Below are 15,207 nucleotides of genomic sequence, written 5' to 3'. Positions count from 1 at the left end.
TGAGTGGTACGAAAGTGAAAAACGAGGCATCTCTGTTAGAGGCCTCGTTTTTTTTCATTTCGTTGACCTAACGATGGTTCACCTTATTCATCCAACGTTTCTGTTTCATGCCGGTGATGAAGTAGCCTGCAAGCCCTAAGATCGAAACGGCGGCACTCCCTTTCCAAATCATATCGGAACTAACATGATAGCCGAACATGGTGGCAAGCAATCCGACGATAAATAGGATAAATGCGTATCGTTTCTGGCTTTCATACAGATTGAAATGAAACTGATTCTTCTGATGTTCATCATTTTGCTCGATCATTTTCTCTGGGAGATCGATCAACTGACGGAGTTTTTGAACACCTTGAAACACAGGCTGAGAGCCGATCCATTTTAGAAGCAGCTGCCATTTGCTGTGTTCCGTCGTTTTTACCCAATCGAGGAATGCCGGCTTCATCATACCCACCATCTCTTCCTCTGGGCATAATGTATAAACGAGGCCCTCTATGGTTGCAAAAGACCTTCCGAGAAAGATAAAACGAGTAGGGACCTGAATGGGTAACGATTTGATGAGATCATTCATCTCTTTTTTGACGGTGATCAAATCCATTTGTTTGAATTGCTCAACGTCGATGGACACCATTTCCTTCAAGAGCTTCTCGATTAATTTGAGATTTGCATCCGGCAGGAGGAAACCTAATCCAGCTAGTGCTTCTGCTGCTTTTCGATAGTCTTTCAACAGAACGCCTTCAAGCAGCTGTTGAAAATACATCGAATCCCGTTTGGAAATATCCCCGACCATCCCGAAATCCAATAACACGAACCCACCATGGGGCTGGATGAGGATGTTGCCGGCATGAGGATCCGCATGGAAGGTTCCGGCTTCAAGCCACTGTGGCAAAAATAAGCGGAATAGTCTTCTCCCAAGTTCCTTCCTATCCAACCCAAAGCGGGAAATCTCCGAGATGTCATTCAGGCGAACCCCTTCAACCCACTCCATGACGAGTACTTTATCCGTACATAATTCAGGATAAACGTCCGGTATTTTGACACCAGGGTGATCAGTGAATCTTTCTTTGAACGAGATGGCCGTCTTCATTTCTTGATGAAAGTCTAGTTCCTGTTCAATGACGTGTTTCAGTTCCTGATAAAGCATTTTGAAATTGATGAATCCTTTCGGGACCGGTGCGAAATATCGGACAAACCATAAAATGATCCCAAGTGACCGGAAATCGGTCTTTACCAGGTCCGGTATTTCCGGGCGCTGTACTTTAACGGCAACCGTAGTCCCATCGGGAAGCATCCCTTTATATACTTCCCCGATTGAAGCGGATGCGACAGCCTCGCGTTCCAATGTTTGAAGCTTCCCATCTACCGGGGAACGCCATTCTGTTTCGAGCACCTTCTCGATCTCCTCCCATGGAGAAGGGGGGACATGGTCAACCAAATCTTTGATCTGTTCCACAAAACTCTTCGGCATCACATCTTCACGGATGCTCATCAATTGTCCAACTTTGATCAACACGCCGTTTAGTTCAAATAACGTCTTCTTGAATTCCTTCCCGATTCTCTCCCACAGCAAATCCTTTTCGGATTCGGTTTTTCCCCTTAATTTATACCAATAGGTCATAAACACAATCCAAACGGCAAGTGAAATGACCTTCCACATTCGCCAAAGCTTTTTCTGCGATTGCATACATTCTGCCCCCCAGTGGACGATGACTTCTCATTCTTCTTTAGATTATCTGAAATTGCGTAAAAGAGAAAGGGAATTTGTGGTAAGGTTAAATTAAATTTTGCTTATAAACATTGTTGCTTTAGAAGGAGCAAGTAGTGGTTGATTTGCGCCCCGGATGCTCGCTTTCCGCGTAAGCGAAGTCGGGTTTTGTAATCACCAGGATCATATGAAAAACAACAACAAAAGCTAAATAGAAAAAGTGGTGCACAATCAAAATAAGGATAGGGTGAGAGAACATGAGATTCACGGCAAAGCATGAAGAAAGGGATCATCAATTAATCAGTGAACGGCAGAAATTAAAGGAAGCCATCAAGAAAGATTTGAGGAGTGACGAAAACATACTGGCATTTTATTATGGTGGTTCGTTGGCCAAGGGGGACCACGACCGTTATTCGGATCTGGATTTACGAATCGTCGTAAGGGATGATGCTTATGACGTGTATAGGAAGAATAAGAAAGAGAGGGCAAAGAAATGGGGAGACGTCCTTTACTTTGAGGATTTCCCATGGGCGAAACATACAGTGGCCCATTATAAAAGCTTTGTGAAGGTGGATGCTTTCTACTATATGAAGGAAGATTTACAGCCCTCTCATTATATGAAGGACGGGGCATGTATTGAATATGATCCTTATGGCATCGTCAAGGATGTGAAAGAGCGATCAAAGGATCTTCATTACAAAGTCAGCTTAGGTGAATTCGAACATTGGAGAAGCAAATTTTTCGCTCATTTGCATGAGGTATATAGACGTTCAGAAAGAGGGGAACTTTATTATGCGCTCCACTCACTGGATATGTTGAGGTGGAGCATAGCTGCAGGCTGGGATATGGAGAATGACCGGCAGCCGAATGCCCCCGAGGAGTGGTCGAAATATGAGGGGGAAAGGACTTTGTTTAGTGGTGAAGAGCAGCGGCTTTTGGCGGATTGGTGTGCTGGTCGTGACCATAGGGAGATATAAGGCGTGATGAAACGCATTGTGCCGGAATTTAAGAGAGTGCATGCCCGTCTGTGTAGGAAAATTGATGTGGAAGAGCGTGGGGAATGGGTGGATGAAATTGTCGGGATGGTGTTGTAGCAGGTACTGAAATAGCTTCGTTGGAAGGCTTCTTGGAGGTGGGAATTAGAAGCCTTCTTTTGATTTAGGAACGATGCAGGACCAATATTGACAGCTTTATGAACTGTGCCAATGTCTATTGCGTAAACAATAGGGGAGGAGTATAGTAAGAGTGTAAAGTAAATGTGAAATATTTCACAAAAGAGATCATCGATTAGGAAGATGGATCACGTTGTCTTCATCTATATTTGTGAAATGTATCACAATATACGATAAGGAGATGAACCCTCATGAAATGGTGGGAGAATGAAAAGATCAGTGTAGCTTGGACAGTGGTTAGAATATGGCTCGGTATGAAGTGGCTTGAGGCTGGATGGCATAAAGTGAATGATGGATTTGATGCAAGCGGTTTTTTACAAGGGGCCATTGCGAAAGCAACTGGTGAACATCCAGCGGTACAGAACTGGTACGCTGCATTTCTAAAAGGATTTGCTTTACCAAACGTCGAATTATTCAACCTCATGATTCCGTGGGGAGAGATGCTTGTTGGGATCGGCTTGATCGCAGGATTAATGACAATCCCGGCTTTGATTGCAGGGGCGTTCATGAACCTTAACTTCTTGATGGCGGGAACAGTGAGCACAAATCCGATCTTGCTTACAGTAGCCTTCGTCCTTCTCTTCTTAGGCAGAGGTGCTTACTATTGGGGGGCAGATCATTGGATTATCCCTATTTTAAGACGGAATCTTTACAGGAAAAAAGATGATCATCATAAAAAAGCGTTGATTGTTTAATACGGATATTCTCCATAATGTAAAGCCACCCGAACTGAAATCCCGGGTGGCTCTTTTTGAATTCCTCATGACCATTTCCTTAACCGTGAGGGATGCTATTGGTTCTTTTTCACACGTGCACGCTGGTTCGCGGCGTTTGCGCGAGCCTGTGCTTCCATATCAGCCTGGTCGGCAAGTTCCCTTGAGAACTCCTCATCAACACCGTCTGACTTTAAAGCGGCCGGTGTTTGAGGAAGGCTGTTCTGGTTTTTATCATGTTTTTTATGACCTCGTGATCTGCCCAATACGAACATCCCCTTTTCATGTGGTTAAAAATAGTAAAGGTACAAGCACCACTCATCCGGTGAGCTTGTACCTTTATTCTTTGTCAATCGGGGGATTCCTACTAAGGTAATTTTTGTTTATGTGTGACGCTTCGGACTGAACCCAGCAGCCCTGTCAGCTCTTTTGAACTCTTTTGAATAAGTCATTTCCTGCATGCTTGAAAGATTCGATTTGTCTTTGTCCTTTTTACGCTTATTATCCATTATATGTACATCCCTTCTTTTCAAGATACTATCATTTTTACCTTTTAAAGAAGGGGTCATACCTATTCTGAATGATAAATATTCTCCAGGGCACCTTGAAGTTCCGGGTACGTAAATTGGAATCCGTGTTCCAATAGAACGCTCGGCAGGACTTTTTGACCTTCCAACACGAGCTGGCTCATTTCGCCCATTGCGATCTTTAAAGCAAAAGGAGGCACCGGCATCCAATGCGGCCTTCCCAATACTTTCCCGAGAACAATCCCGAAATCCTTCATCCTCAGCGGGGAAGGGGCAGTGATATTGACTGGGCCGGAGATCGAATCGTGCTCGGCAGAGAATCGCACCGACTTTGCCACATCCGTAATGTGGATCCACGACATCCATTGATCACCAGGCAAAACGGTTCCGCCTACGAACATTTTATAGGGGAGGGCCATGCGGGGAAGCGCACCGCCTTCTTCCCCCAGGATGATGCCAAACCTGGTGTACACAACCCGGAAGCCCGCATCATCAGCTTTCGAAGCTTCTTTCTCCCAAATCTGTACGGTTTCCCCAAGGAAGTCGCTGGCCTTTTCTTCAGAAGCCTCCGTGTACGTATTGGAAGTTGAAGAAGGGTAATAGCCGATGGCACTTGCGTTAACAAGGCAAGAAGGTTTATCAGGTAGATTATTCATAAGGTGGATGACTTCGCGTGTTGATGTGATCCTGCTGTTGATGATGCGCTTCTTCCGTTCATCCGTCCATCTGCCGCTGTTGATCGATTCACCAGCAAGATTGATGAATACCTCGGTGCCTTGGAGTTCCCCAAGTGGATCAGCATCATCGGTCAACCATTTCACGTAACTGATGCCTGACTGATCATCGTATTTATCCGGATTTCTAGTAAGAATTATAACCTCGTGGCCATGTGCAAGCAGTTCAGCCGTTACCGCCTGCCCGACAAATCCAGTTCCTCCAGTGATGGCTATCTTCATGGTCATCCCTCCAGTATTACTTATTATTTTACCTATTTACCGAATTAAAAACCTTTTTGGATATGTTACATTAGAGTGGAGGTGGATAATATGGGTGTCATAACGAAAATAACAAAGCAAGTGAAAAATGATGAACGCTATAATTTATTTATCGATGGAACATATGCCTTCAGTGTTGATGAAGGAGTACTTGCCAAGTTCGGTTTGAGGAAAGGACTTGAAGTGGACGAACTGGCCATCTCCGAGATGCAATACGAAGATGATGTCAAGAAAGCGCTGAACAAGGCCATTCATTTTCTTTCATTCAGGATGAGGACAGAAGATGAGGTACGTGATCATCTCAAACGATCTGAATGGGAAGAAGGCATTGTAGGTGAAGTGATCCATAAGCTAAAAGATATGAAATACCTGAATGATTTAGAATTCGCCCAAGCTTTTACGGGCACCCAAATCAATACGTCGGATAAAGGACCCATTTGGATTCGCGGTGAGCTTCAAAGGAAAGGGGTCGATGAACGCTATATTGAAGAGGCTCTCCAGGCGTTTACATTTGAAGAGCAAGTGGATAAAGCCGTTAGCATCTCTGAAAAGCTGATGAGGAAGTACCGTAAAGATTCCGTTGTGATTGCCAAGCAAAAAATTGAGCAAAACTTACAGCGGAAAGGATATCCGAATGCAGTGATGAAAGTTGTATGGGAAACAACCGATGCAGAGCGTGATGCGGATGAGCAGTGGGATGCCATCTATCATCAGGGTCAAAAGGCACATAGGAGATTAGCGGCTAAATTCGAAGGCTTTGAGTATGAGCAGAAGATGAAACAAGCATTATACCGCAAAGGATTCTCAATGGATAAAATTGAGCGTCTCCTGGAAGTCCTCAAGGAAGAAGGAGGGGGATGAATGGTTTAGAAAACCGTTATTCCCCCGGGCTTCAGTTACTTTTTTGATTCGACGATGATTTCTTGTTTTGACTTATATTGGTTTACGATGATTTCCGCTACTTCCAGTGGTGATCGCAGCCTGGATGGATCACTGATATGATCGCTCTCATCCCAGAATGGGGTATCCATCCCACCCATATAAGCATTTACCACTCGTATACCCGAAGCTTCATATTCCTTCTGTAAGCTCTCACCGAATCCCCTGAGGGCAAATTTACTGGCCACATAAAGCGACTCATTTTTCTTTCCCCTTAAGCCTGCCGTTGAAATAATATTCAGGATTGTCGAGTCCGACTGTTCCAATTGGGGCAGTAGTGCCTTTGTCAATCGGATAGGTCCGAGAACATTCGTCTCGAACATGGTTTGAAGCTCTACATCCTTTGATTCCTGAAAGGGTCCGAAGAAGCCGATACCTGCGTTATGGATCAGCAGTCCGATTTCATCCTGAAGCAGTTCCGTTGAACAAACCTGTTCAATTTCGAGGGGGGAGCGGACATCCACTATAGCATAAGAAGCCTGGCCGCCCTCCTTGATGATGTCAGATGAAGCGCTCTCAAGTTTTTCTTTTGTACGGCCAAGCAGGATGATGTGGAATTCCTTTGAAAGCAGTTTGCCCAGCTCTCTTCCAAGCCCGGAGCCTCCGCCTGTGATGATTGCCTTTTTCATAATGGTCCGTCCTTTCGGTTAATCTTTTTTACGATTTTATCATGATGTAAAGGTTTATTCACTTTTCTTATTGCACGATTTTATCTATACTATCCTTAGTAGAGGTGATGAGGTTATGGAACAACAAGAGAGAAGATACAGTGAAATGTCACAGCATGAATTACAGCAGGAAATCGCTGCGCTCAAAGAGAAAGCAAGAAAAGCGGAACAGCTCGGCATCGTCAACGAATTTGCTGTTTTGGAGCGTAAAGCACTGATGGCTCAAGCGTACCTGATGGACCCTTCGGAATTCAAGTCAGGTGGCATCTATCCGATTGAAGGGGATCCCGGTGTATACTTCAAAGTGGACTACTTGAATGGAGTATTTGCATGGGGCTACCGCCTCGGCGGAGATGGTAAGGAAGAGGCACTGCCGATTTCACTGCTTAAATCTGATAAAAAATAATAAAACCAAGGTACGTCCCTCACTGCTTTAACGCGATGAGGGACGTACCTTGATCATTTAGGATCGCTTACGGGTTTCAGCTTCGAGAATGATCAGATCCTGTGTTTGTTGCGTCTGACCATTCGCCTGTGCGTGTGCATGCTTAGGATTGTAGAATCCTTTGTTGAATGGACTGCTATACTTGTTTCTGTGGAAGTTGTTTTTCATGTTTGCCATCGTGACTACCCCCTAAAAAGTGAAAGTTCTCTAATTAAATTGAGTCTTGTTTTCTTTTGCCAGAAGATGCCATGCGCTCTCCTGGATGGGTATTGATGGTGCCATTTGCCCTTTTAGATGCATATTCAGCTTTTGCTCTTGGTTCTCCCTCAAATTTATTATTGTTCATATTGGGAAAGCCGGTTGTTTTATTACGCATAATCTGCCTCCTAAAAGGTACTTGTATTGGATGTCCACACCGTGAAAAAGCAAAGCCTGCACTAAGCTCAACCACGTACTAATAGTATGGATGTACCCGAGGGACTTTATCATAAAAATGAATGGAAAAGGAGGAGACAAAATGGATTCCATCTTTCATGAACTTACAGAATTATTAATGGAGAAGAACACCAAGCTTTCTTACGAAAAGGCGAGAACCTGGGTAGAGCTTGTTTGGGAAGACTTCGAAACGACCTACGCCAAGGCGGGTTATGAATATCAGGGGAAGGAAATGACAGAAAAAGTCGTCCGTCAATGGATCACAAACTACGGTTCCCGCATCCATGAATTCGCAGCCCGCAACCCAAAATATAAACACCTGCTTGACCATCAGGAAAGTAATGAAGATGACGGTTTCGTGCACTAAAGCAATGAGGGACGGTCCTTTAGTAAGCTAAAGGACCGTCCCTCGATGCGTTAATCGATTAAAATGTCGATGTCGACTTTTTTGCGCAGTTTTTCTTCACTGAAGACCCAGCCTGTATAAGAGCTGACCACTGAAAGGTCCTTGTCGAGCTGGACGAGCGCAACGAAGGGGTAATGGCCGTTATTTCGATAACGGAGATCAATGAAGCGCACCTCGAAATGGTCGTCGTATTCGTCTACTTCCCACCGGTAAACGGGGGAAAAAGACAGGAATGCTGAAAGGTTCTTATCTCTTTTGGCAGCTACGATCACCGGAAGGTCAGGCACGGGGACACGTTTGAACTCTTCAAAGATCGTGATTGACCTCCTATATGCTCGGGCCACATAATACTTATCGTTCGTAACCACGGCAAGCCTCCACTGGAAAAACCTCAGTGTCGGAGAAACAATGATTTTCTCTGCCTCCGGTATCCTTCTTTTCACGGCGTTCTTAACGGCAATCTGGACCTGGAACCTAAGCACGTAGTATGCGAATATGATGATATACATCACCAGGAACGTCCTGCCGGGAGGGAAACCGAGCCCCCATAGGATCAAACCGACTACATGGATCCCGAAGATATAGGGGTCAAACGTGTTAATGACCCCCAATGCGACCCATTTCGACGAAATCGGCCTCAGTGCCTGTGTTCCATATGCGTTGAATATGTCGACAAATACATGCAGGAAAACAGCGGTAAATGTCCAAATCCATAAATGAAGCAGATTGGCGTCGGGAAAGAAAGGGAAGATGCATCCGACAATAAGGAGCGGCCACAGCAGTACGGCAGGAATGCTATGTGTGATCCCCCTATGGTGGCGGATATAAACGGCGTTATTCCGAAGCTTCAGAACAGTATCGATGTCAGGGATCTGCGAACCAATGACTGCGGCTATCAGTACACTTGTGGATGTTGCGCTGCTTTGGGCGACGGCGGGATCGAGAGTGGCCAAGCCCCCCAGTGCAAAGCCCATGACAATATGAGTACCTGTATCCATGTTAAGTCCCCCCCTTGACTGAATTCGTTTGTTTTCGTTGCACTTCATGATATGGTTAAAAGGAGTTTATTTCAAATGAAAAATTCATTACAAATTTACCTTGAATATGAAATTAAACAAAGCCTGCAACATCAGTATCGTCAAATCATGAACAGCATCATCCAGTCCATGCCCCTCTATGATGCGGTGAACATCCGTTGGGAAAAGTCTGAAGCGGATGAGAATCGCTACATTGAAACGTTCGTGGTCCCGACGGAATCACATTATCATGCAATCAAGCGACTGCGTACTTCGCGCGGACACTTATTGTTCGGTCGATTGGACGACTGCATTTGCGGTGGATTAAAAGAAATGAAATGCATAGGATTGAAAAAAAGTTCATAATAGATTATTCCCTATTTACCGTAACATCTAACATCTTGGAGGTACTAAATTGAAAGACGAACCGTTGAAACATATTCAGACCATTGACCGAGAGGGTTTTCAAGAAGATTTAATCTCCTGGTTTTCACGGGAACAGCGTGATCTCCCTTGGAGAAAGGACCGTGACCCTTATAAAGTATGGGTATCGGAAATCATGCTCCAACAGACGAGGGTCGATACTGTCATCCCTTATTTTAACCGATTCATTGAAAAATTCCCTACCATCGAAGCTCTGGCGAGTGCTGATGAAGATGCCGTGTTAAAAGCGTGGGAAGGTCTCGGTTATTATTCAAGGGTAAGGAACCTTCAATCAGCTGCAAGGGAGGTCCATGAAACATACGGTGGTATAGTCCCTGATACACCAAAAGGGATTTCTGCGCTCAAAGGTGTTGGTCCATATACAGCCGGGGCCATCCTCAGCATAGCTTATGGGAAACCCGAACCTGCCGTGGACGGGAACGTCATGAGGGTATTCTCAAGGATTCTATCCATCTGGCTTGATATCGCAAAGCCAGCGTCCAGAAAAGTGTTTGAAGAAGCTGTCAGGGAGCTTATTTCTAAAGAAAACCCATCTTACTTCAATCAAGCATTGATGGAACTTGGGGCGTTGATATGTACGCCGACCTCACCTTCCTGCCTGTTATGTCCTGTGCGGGAACACTGTCAGGCCTTCCATGAAGGAGTTCAAACGGAACTACCCGTAAAGTCCAAGAAGAAAGCTCCTCGTAAATTGAATATGGCGGCCGCTGTCCTATTCACTGAGGATGACCGGATTGTGATTCATAAGCGTCCTAGCACCGGTCTGCTCGCAAACCTGTGGGAATTTCCGAACTTCGAAGTGGGCCCATCAAGGAGTGGCAGAAAACAGCTTGGAGAAGCATTGGAAACCGATTATGGGGTAGAAGCCTCATTGAAAGCGGGTATCGTCTCAAGGATCCAGCATGTTTTCTCCCATATCATCTGGGATATAGAAGTGTATATCGGCAGCGTGAAAAGCTCTTCATTACATGATACTGAATTGATTGCAGTAACAGAAGAAGAATTAGAACAATATGCCTTCCCGGTTTCCCATCAGAATATCTGGAAGGAAACGCGACAAGTGACGACTGGCTGATCATAAGGGCCCGTTCCCAGCTGAATTTGAGCATTGGGGGCGGGCCTTATTGATTGTCAATCAAACACCGGCTTCGTACCGTGCGTGTAATCGGCTTCGCCGCGGTTCAATCCGCCACGGTTTTCGATTTCCTCGACGATTTCACGATGAATGGATTGTCCTTCTGTGTTTAAATAAGGTACTATTTGTTGTAGTGAATGATGGAAGTAAGCGAGTTCGCTTTTCTTCCATTCACTTTTAGGGAGCATGGAAAGCTCCGTCATATCCCGACCTACATACATACGGTCAGACCTCCCTTATATTCTTTAGTGAATGGGTATTGTTAATGGAGCTTGCATCAATCTGCAGCCGCAATAAATCGATACTCTCCTATAGTTTTCAATATCAGGCGTCTGATTATGCTTTGAAAATCTTTTGACTATAATGGAAAAAAGAAAATGGAAGGATGAAGAAAAATGAGTGGGAAAGTAGCATTGGTGACAGGAAGCAGCCGGGGTCTCGGCAGGGAAATTGCCATTCGACTGGCACAACAAGGATACGATATTGTCGTAAACTATGCCCGAAGCAAGAAAGGGGCACTTGAAACGGCAGAAGCAGTAGAGAAATTGGGACGTAAAGCATTGGTTGTCCGTGCCAATGTAGGCGATGTGGACAAGATCAAAGCGATGTTCCAACAAATCAAGGAAGAATTCGGCCGACTTGATGTGCTGATCAGCAATGCAGCTTCAGGTGTACTCAGACCTGTAATGGAGCTTGAAGAATCACATTGGGACTGGACAATGAACATCAATAGTAAAGCATTGTTGTTCTGTGCCCAGGAAGCAGCAAAGTTGATGGACAATGGTGGAAAGATCGTGAGCATCAGCTCGCTCGGATCGATCCGTTATCTTGATAACTACACGACAGTCGGGGTATCCAAGGCGGCTATCGAAGCGTTGACCCGCTACTTGGCAGTTGAGCTTGCGCCAAGGAATATCGTTGTAAATGCCGTTTCCGGAGGGGCGATCGATACTGACGCATTGAAGCATTTCCCTAACCGTGAAGAATTATTGGAGGATGCAAGACAAAATACCCCTGCCGGCCGGATGGTTGAAATTGAAGACCTGGCCAAGTCGGTTTTATTCCTTGTGTCTGATGATTCGTCCATGATCAGGGGGCAAACCATCATAGTGGATGGTGGGCGTTCACTGCTCGTTTAAGGACGATTTGTGGGATGTTTTTCCTTTTTTAATCTGGATAGTCTTTTCTCCGCCTGGTTATCTTAATTAGCGTGGAGGTGATTACAATGGCAAAACAACCAAACAAAACTCAATCTGGTACTAGCGTTCAACACGTGAAACAACAAAACGCTCAAGCTGGAGCTGCTCAGCAACAATACGGTACTGAGTTCGCTTCTGAAACAAACGCTCAAGAGGTGCGTCAACAAAACGCTCAATCTCAAGCGAAAAAAGGTCAAAACTCTGGTCAACAACGCTAATCGCCTTTGATCAGAACGAAGCACCCGCATATCCTGCGGGTGCTTTTTTGCGTTAAAGCAGTGAGGGACGTACCTTTAGCACACTAAAGGTACGTCCCTCACTGCTTTAAAGTGGTAAAGAGTTGGGTGAATCGACAAAAGAGGTGGGTTTGTGACAGATGTTGTCAAAGGATTAGGGAGTTACGGAGAGAATGTTCTTTAAGTAGAGTTTGTTTAGAAAGGATGGTTGGTTCCATGCAGCAAAGATTTAATGAATTGGTGTCGGATCAGATGGCTACGATGGATAAGCTGTTGTTTCTTCAGGCCGAGATTGAACGATGTCAGAAGCTTGAGGAAGAACTGATAGAATTGCAGGAGATGACAAAGGTTGAATCGCTGAAAGCTGAGATCATCCAGAAGAAGAGGGAATTAAGGGAGATTCATCGGATATTCCAGGAACAGACAGAGGACGTCATACGCTCATATCAGAAGGAATTAGTGTAATGTGAAGGGGTGTCTTTTAAGGTTATTTTCCTTAAAGACAGCCCTTTTGTTTTAAATTTACTGCGGAAACGTTATAATAATAGAATAAATACTTATATACATGGAATTTGTTAGGAAAGAAGGGGATACAATGGCTGTTCCCACTGAAGGGCGATCGGTACAAATACATAGTTATAAGCATGATGGCAATATCCACCGCATATGGAATGAAACGACGGTTCTCAAAGGCACGAATAATATCATCATTGGTGGAAACGATCGGACACTCGTCACTGAATCAGACGGCAGAACATGGATGACGCGTGAACCGGCGATCTGTTATTTTCATTCCGAGCTTTGGTTTAACATTATTTGTATGATCCGTGAGGACGGGATTTATTATTATTGTAATTTAAGTTCACCATTTGTATACGATCATGAAGCGATCAAGTACATTGATTATGATCTGGATATCAAAGTGTTCCCAGACATGACGTATACGCTTCTCGATGAGGATGAATATGAAGCCCATCGGAAATTGTACGGTTACCCTGATGTGATTGATCACATCCTTAAGCGTAACGTTGATAAGCTTGTGCGATGGATTCGTCAAAGGAAAGGTCCTTTTGCACCTGACTTCATTGACATCTGGTATGAGCGTTATTTGACACATAGGGGGTAACAGACCTGAATAAGTGCATAGTCGAAGCAGGGCTGACCCGGTAAGGAGCCTCCTTTTCTCTCTCGGAATGCAAGTGATGGAGAGAAGGGACGAAGTGTTCCTTGCGGGTCATCCCTTTTTATTGGGATTATCGGATGGATTTCACCCATGGACAACCACTTATATTCAACATCCCGCGTTTACTCAGGGGATATTGAGCGTCACCGGGCTTTATCGTAATGAATCACGATAATCAATAAACGTTTTTTAGAAGGAAGGAGCAATATCTTGGATAGTATTAAAAGGTACCTGTCATTTGTCAAGCCATACCGCTGGCAGATCATTGGTACTCTCATCATAGGAATCATCAAGTTTGCCATTCCCCTGTTGATCCCGATACTCATCAAGTATGTCATCGATGATATTGTAAGTGGGGACTTAACAACAGATGAAAAGACAAGTCATTTACTGACGGTAATGGGCATCATGCTCGTGCTGTTCCTCGTCATCAGACCACCTGTCGAGTATTACAGGCAGTATTTTGCGCAGTGGACAGGGAATAAGATCCTCTTCGATTTAAGGGATACGCTATTCTCCCATATCCAGAAGCTCAGCTTTAAGTATTATTCCAATACGCGTGCTGGTGAAGTGATCTCAAGGGTGATCAATGATGTTGAGCAGACTAAGAATTTTGTCATTACGGGCCTCATGAATCTATGGCTTGATGCAGCGACCATCGTCATCGCCCTTTCCATCATGTTTACAATGGATGTGAAGCTGACACTCGTATCACTCATCGCATTTCCTTTCTATGCTTTTTCTGTCCGGTACTTTTTCGGAAGGCTGAGGGGGTTGACGAGGGAGAGGTCGCAGGCACTTGCCGAAGTCCAAAGTCATCTGCATGAAAGGGTCCAGGGGATGAGTGTCATCAAAAGCTTCGCAGTCGAAGACTATGAACAGAAGCAATTTGAAGGACAGAACAGCAATTTCCTTTCAAAAGCACTGAAACAAACGAGTTGGAATGCCAAAGCGTTTGCGGTCGTGAATACCATCACCGACATCTCTCCCTTGATCATCATCGGCTATGCGGGACTCCAGGTCATCCAGGAAGATCTTACAATCGGAACGATGGCTGCTTTCATCGCCTACATCGACAGGTTGTATAATCCACTGAGAAGGCTGGTCAACTCATCCACGACATTGACACAATCGATCGCTTCCATGGATCGGGTATTTGAATTCATGGATGAGAAGTATGATATCGATGATGAGCCAGGGGCAGTGCCGTGTAACAACGTAAAAGGGGATATCCGGTTCAAGGATGTGTCATTCCAATACGATCCCAAGGAAGAGGAAGTATTGAAAGGCCTGAATCTGGATATTCGGTCCGGAGAGACTGTGGCCTTGGTCGGAATGAGCGGGGGAGGGAAATCCTCCCTGGTCAGTCTGATCCCAAGATTCTACGATGTGACCAAGGGCGAAATACAACTGGATGGCACCGATATCAGGAGATTCCAGGTCAGGTCACTAAGGGATAAAATCGGTATGGTCCTTCAGGACAACATCCTTTTCAGTGAATCGGTGAAGATGAATATTAAATTCGGGAACCCTGAAGCAAGTGACGAAGAGGTCATAAAAGCCGCCAAAGCGGCGAATGCCCATGATTTCATCATGAAACTTCCACAAGGCTATGATACGCGGGTAGGGGAAAGAGGCGTGAAACTCTCCGGGGGCCAAAAACAGCGTGTCGCGATAGCGAGGGTCTTCCTGAAGAATCCACCGATCCTCATTCTCGATGAAGCCACCTCTGCACTTGATTTAGAGAGTGAGCACCTCATTCAGGAATCGCTTGAAGAACTGGCTAAGGACAGGACAACGTTTATCGTGGCGCACCGGTTATCGACCATCACCCATGCAGATAGGATCATCCATATGGAATATGGTGAAATTGTCGAAATGGGAACCCATCAAGAGTTGATGGAAAAACAAGGACACTATCATAAACTCTTCCAGGTTCAACAATTAGATCAATAAATCGAAGGTCCGTCCCTCGTCGCTTTAAAGCGATGA

General features: G+C 45.0%; 21 protein-coding genes. 12 read left to right on the top strand and 9 right to left on the bottom strand.

Annotated features, from left to right (window positions below; all coding sequences use genetic code 11):
• Positions 1 to 67: 67 nt before the first annotated feature.
• A complete protein-coding gene (locus LCM10_RS11580; protein ID WP_224876438.1) occupies positions 68 to 1,681 on the bottom strand; it encodes an ABC1 kinase family protein in 1,614 nt (537 codons plus the stop codon).
• A gap of 278 nt (positions 1,682 to 1,959) precedes the next feature.
• Here LCM10_RS11580 and LCM10_RS11575 point away from each other — a divergent pair, with 278 nt between their 5' ends.
• Positions 1,960 to 2,679, top strand: coding sequence for a nucleotidyltransferase domain-containing protein (locus tag LCM10_RS11575; protein ID WP_224876437.1), 720 nt, complete (start codon positions 1,960 to 1,962; stop codon positions 2,677 to 2,679).
• Positions 2,680 to 3,065: 386 nt separating this feature from the next.
• Positions 3,066 to 3,569: a DoxX family protein gene (locus tag LCM10_RS11570; RefSeq protein WP_224876436.1), complete on the top strand. Its 504-nt coding sequence runs from the start codon at positions 3,066 to 3,068 to the stop codon at positions 3,567 to 3,569.
• Between the two features lie 95 nt (positions 3,570 to 3,664).
• Here LCM10_RS11570 and LCM10_RS11565 read toward each other — a convergent pair whose 3' ends face one another.
• The 3 genes from LCM10_RS11565 to LCM10_RS11555 all read right to left on the bottom strand — a co-directional run bounded on the left by LCM10_RS11565 (position 3,665) and on the right by LCM10_RS11555 (position 5,070).
• Positions 3,665 to 3,853 (bottom strand): YfhD family protein, encoded by a 189-nt coding sequence (locus tag LCM10_RS11565; protein ID WP_032086296.1) that lies wholly within the window; start codon positions 3,851 to 3,853, stop codon positions 3,665 to 3,667.
• 117 nt (positions 3,854 to 3,970) lie between these two features.
• The gene (locus LCM10_RS11560; RefSeq protein ID WP_224876435.1) at positions 3,971 to 4,096 is read right to left on the bottom strand and encodes a YfhE family protein; all 126 of its coding nucleotides are present in this window, start codon (positions 4,094 to 4,096) and stop codon (positions 3,971 to 3,973) included.
• 62 nt (positions 4,097 to 4,158) lie between these two features.
• Positions 4,159 to 5,070, bottom strand: a complete 912-nt coding sequence (locus LCM10_RS11555; protein ID WP_224876434.1) for a TIGR01777 family oxidoreductase — start codon at positions 5,068 to 5,070, stop codon at positions 4,159 to 4,161.
• 90 nt (positions 5,071 to 5,160) lie between these two features.
• Here LCM10_RS11555 and recX point away from each other — a divergent pair, with 90 nt between their 5' ends.
• Positions 5,161 to 5,970, top strand: coding sequence for a recombination regulator RecX (gene recX / locus LCM10_RS11550; RefSeq protein WP_224876433.1), 810 nt, complete (start codon positions 5,161 to 5,163; stop codon positions 5,968 to 5,970).
• Positions 5,971 to 6,005: 35 nt separating this feature from the next.
• Here the strand turns inward: recX and LCM10_RS11545 are convergent, their stop codons facing one another.
• Positions 6,006 to 6,677, bottom strand: coding sequence for an SDR family NAD(P)-dependent oxidoreductase (locus LCM10_RS11545; protein WP_224876432.1), 672 nt, complete (start codon positions 6,675 to 6,677; stop codon positions 6,006 to 6,008).
• 115 nt (positions 6,678 to 6,792) lie between these two features.
• Between LCM10_RS11545 and LCM10_RS11540 the strand changes: the two genes are divergently transcribed.
• Positions 6,793 to 7,122 carry a YfhH family protein gene (locus LCM10_RS11540; protein WP_224876431.1) on the top strand — a complete coding sequence of 110 codons (330 nt, stop codon included), beginning with the start codon at positions 6,793 to 6,795 and terminating at the stop codon, positions 7,120 to 7,122.
• Positions 7,123 to 7,179: 57 nt separating this feature from the next.
• Here the strand turns inward: LCM10_RS11540 and LCM10_RS11535 are convergent, their stop codons facing one another.
• Together LCM10_RS11535 and LCM10_RS11530 are read right to left on the bottom strand one after the other, a co-directional pair.
• Complete coding sequence (locus LCM10_RS11535; RefSeq protein WP_224876430.1) at positions 7,180 to 7,338, bottom strand: YpzG family protein; 159 nt, start codon at positions 7,336 to 7,338, stop codon at positions 7,180 to 7,182.
• A 34-nt stretch (positions 7,339 to 7,372) separates the two neighbouring features.
• Positions 7,373 to 7,537 carry a small, acid-soluble spore protein K gene (locus tag LCM10_RS11530; RefSeq protein ID WP_224876429.1) on the bottom strand — a complete coding sequence of 55 codons (165 nt, stop codon included), beginning with the start codon at positions 7,535 to 7,537 and terminating at the stop codon, positions 7,373 to 7,375.
• 141 nt (positions 7,538 to 7,678) lie between these two features.
• Between LCM10_RS11530 and LCM10_RS11525 the strand changes: the two genes are divergently transcribed.
• Positions 7,679 to 7,963 carry a YfhJ family protein gene (locus LCM10_RS11525; protein WP_224876428.1) on the top strand — a complete coding sequence of 95 codons (285 nt, stop codon included), beginning with the start codon at positions 7,679 to 7,681 and terminating at the stop codon, positions 7,961 to 7,963.
• 50 nt (positions 7,964 to 8,013) lie between these two features.
• On the opposite strand, the gene LCM10_RS11520 is transcribed toward LCM10_RS11525, so the two are convergent.
• The gene (locus tag LCM10_RS11520; RefSeq protein WP_224876427.1) at positions 8,014 to 9,000 is read right to left on the bottom strand and encodes a metal-dependent hydrolase; all 987 of its coding nucleotides are present in this window, start codon (positions 8,998 to 9,000) and stop codon (positions 8,014 to 8,016) included.
• Between the two features lie 75 nt (positions 9,001 to 9,075).
• Here LCM10_RS11520 and LCM10_RS11515 point away from each other — a divergent pair, with 75 nt between their 5' ends.
• Both LCM10_RS11515 and mutY read left to right on the top strand, forming a co-directional pair.
• Positions 9,076 to 9,384: a hypothetical protein gene (locus tag LCM10_RS11515; protein ID WP_224876426.1), complete on the top strand. Its 309-nt coding sequence runs from the start codon at positions 9,076 to 9,078 to the stop codon at positions 9,382 to 9,384.
• Positions 9,385 to 9,433: 49 nt separating this feature from the next.
• Positions 9,434 to 10,537: an A/G-specific adenine glycosylase gene (gene mutY, locus LCM10_RS11510; RefSeq protein WP_224876425.1), complete on the top strand. Its 1,104-nt coding sequence runs from the start codon at positions 9,434 to 9,436 to the stop codon at positions 10,535 to 10,537.
• A gap of 56 nt (positions 10,538 to 10,593) precedes the next feature.
• Here the strand turns inward: mutY and LCM10_RS11505 are convergent, their stop codons facing one another.
• Positions 10,594 to 10,818: a hypothetical protein gene (locus tag LCM10_RS11505; protein ID WP_224876424.1), complete on the bottom strand. Its 225-nt coding sequence runs from the start codon at positions 10,816 to 10,818 to the stop codon at positions 10,594 to 10,596.
• A 174-nt stretch (positions 10,819 to 10,992) separates the two neighbouring features.
• Here LCM10_RS11505 and fabL point away from each other — a divergent pair, with 174 nt between their 5' ends.
• From fabL to LCM10_RS11480, 5 genes are all read left to right on the top strand, one after another.
• A complete protein-coding gene (gene fabL, locus LCM10_RS11500) occupies positions 10,993 to 11,736 on the top strand; it encodes an enoyl-[acyl-carrier-protein] reductase FabL (RefSeq protein ID WP_224876423.1) in 744 nt (247 codons plus the stop codon).
• An 86-nt stretch (positions 11,737 to 11,822) separates the two neighbouring features.
• Positions 11,823 to 12,014, top strand: coding sequence for a gamma-type small acid-soluble spore protein (locus LCM10_RS11495; RefSeq protein WP_032086307.1), 192 nt, complete (start codon positions 11,823 to 11,825; stop codon positions 12,012 to 12,014).
• 234 nt (positions 12,015 to 12,248) lie between these two features.
• Positions 12,249 to 12,497 (top strand): YgaB family protein, encoded by a 249-nt coding sequence (locus LCM10_RS11490; RefSeq protein ID WP_224876422.1) that lies wholly within the window; start codon positions 12,249 to 12,251, stop codon positions 12,495 to 12,497.
• 130 nt (positions 12,498 to 12,627) lie between these two features.
• The gene (locus tag LCM10_RS11485; RefSeq protein WP_032086309.1) at positions 12,628 to 13,158 is read left to right on the top strand and encodes a DUF402 domain-containing protein; all 531 of its coding nucleotides are present in this window, start codon (positions 12,628 to 12,630) and stop codon (positions 13,156 to 13,158) included.
• Between the two features lie 267 nt (positions 13,159 to 13,425).
• Positions 13,426 to 15,171 carry an ABC transporter ATP-binding protein gene (locus tag LCM10_RS11480; RefSeq protein WP_224876421.1) on the top strand — a complete coding sequence of 582 codons (1,746 nt, stop codon included), beginning with the start codon at positions 13,426 to 13,428 and terminating at the stop codon, positions 15,169 to 15,171.
• Positions 15,172 to 15,207: the final 36 nt, after the last annotated feature.

It is taken from the genome of Rossellomorea aquimaris, from assembly GCF_020171925.1.
GTDB lineage: Bacteria > Bacillota > Bacilli > Bacillales > Bacillaceae_B > Rossellomorea > Rossellomorea aquimaris_F.
Note: the sequence above shows the minus strand (reverse complement) of the source record. Positions and strands in the feature narration are given on the sequence as shown.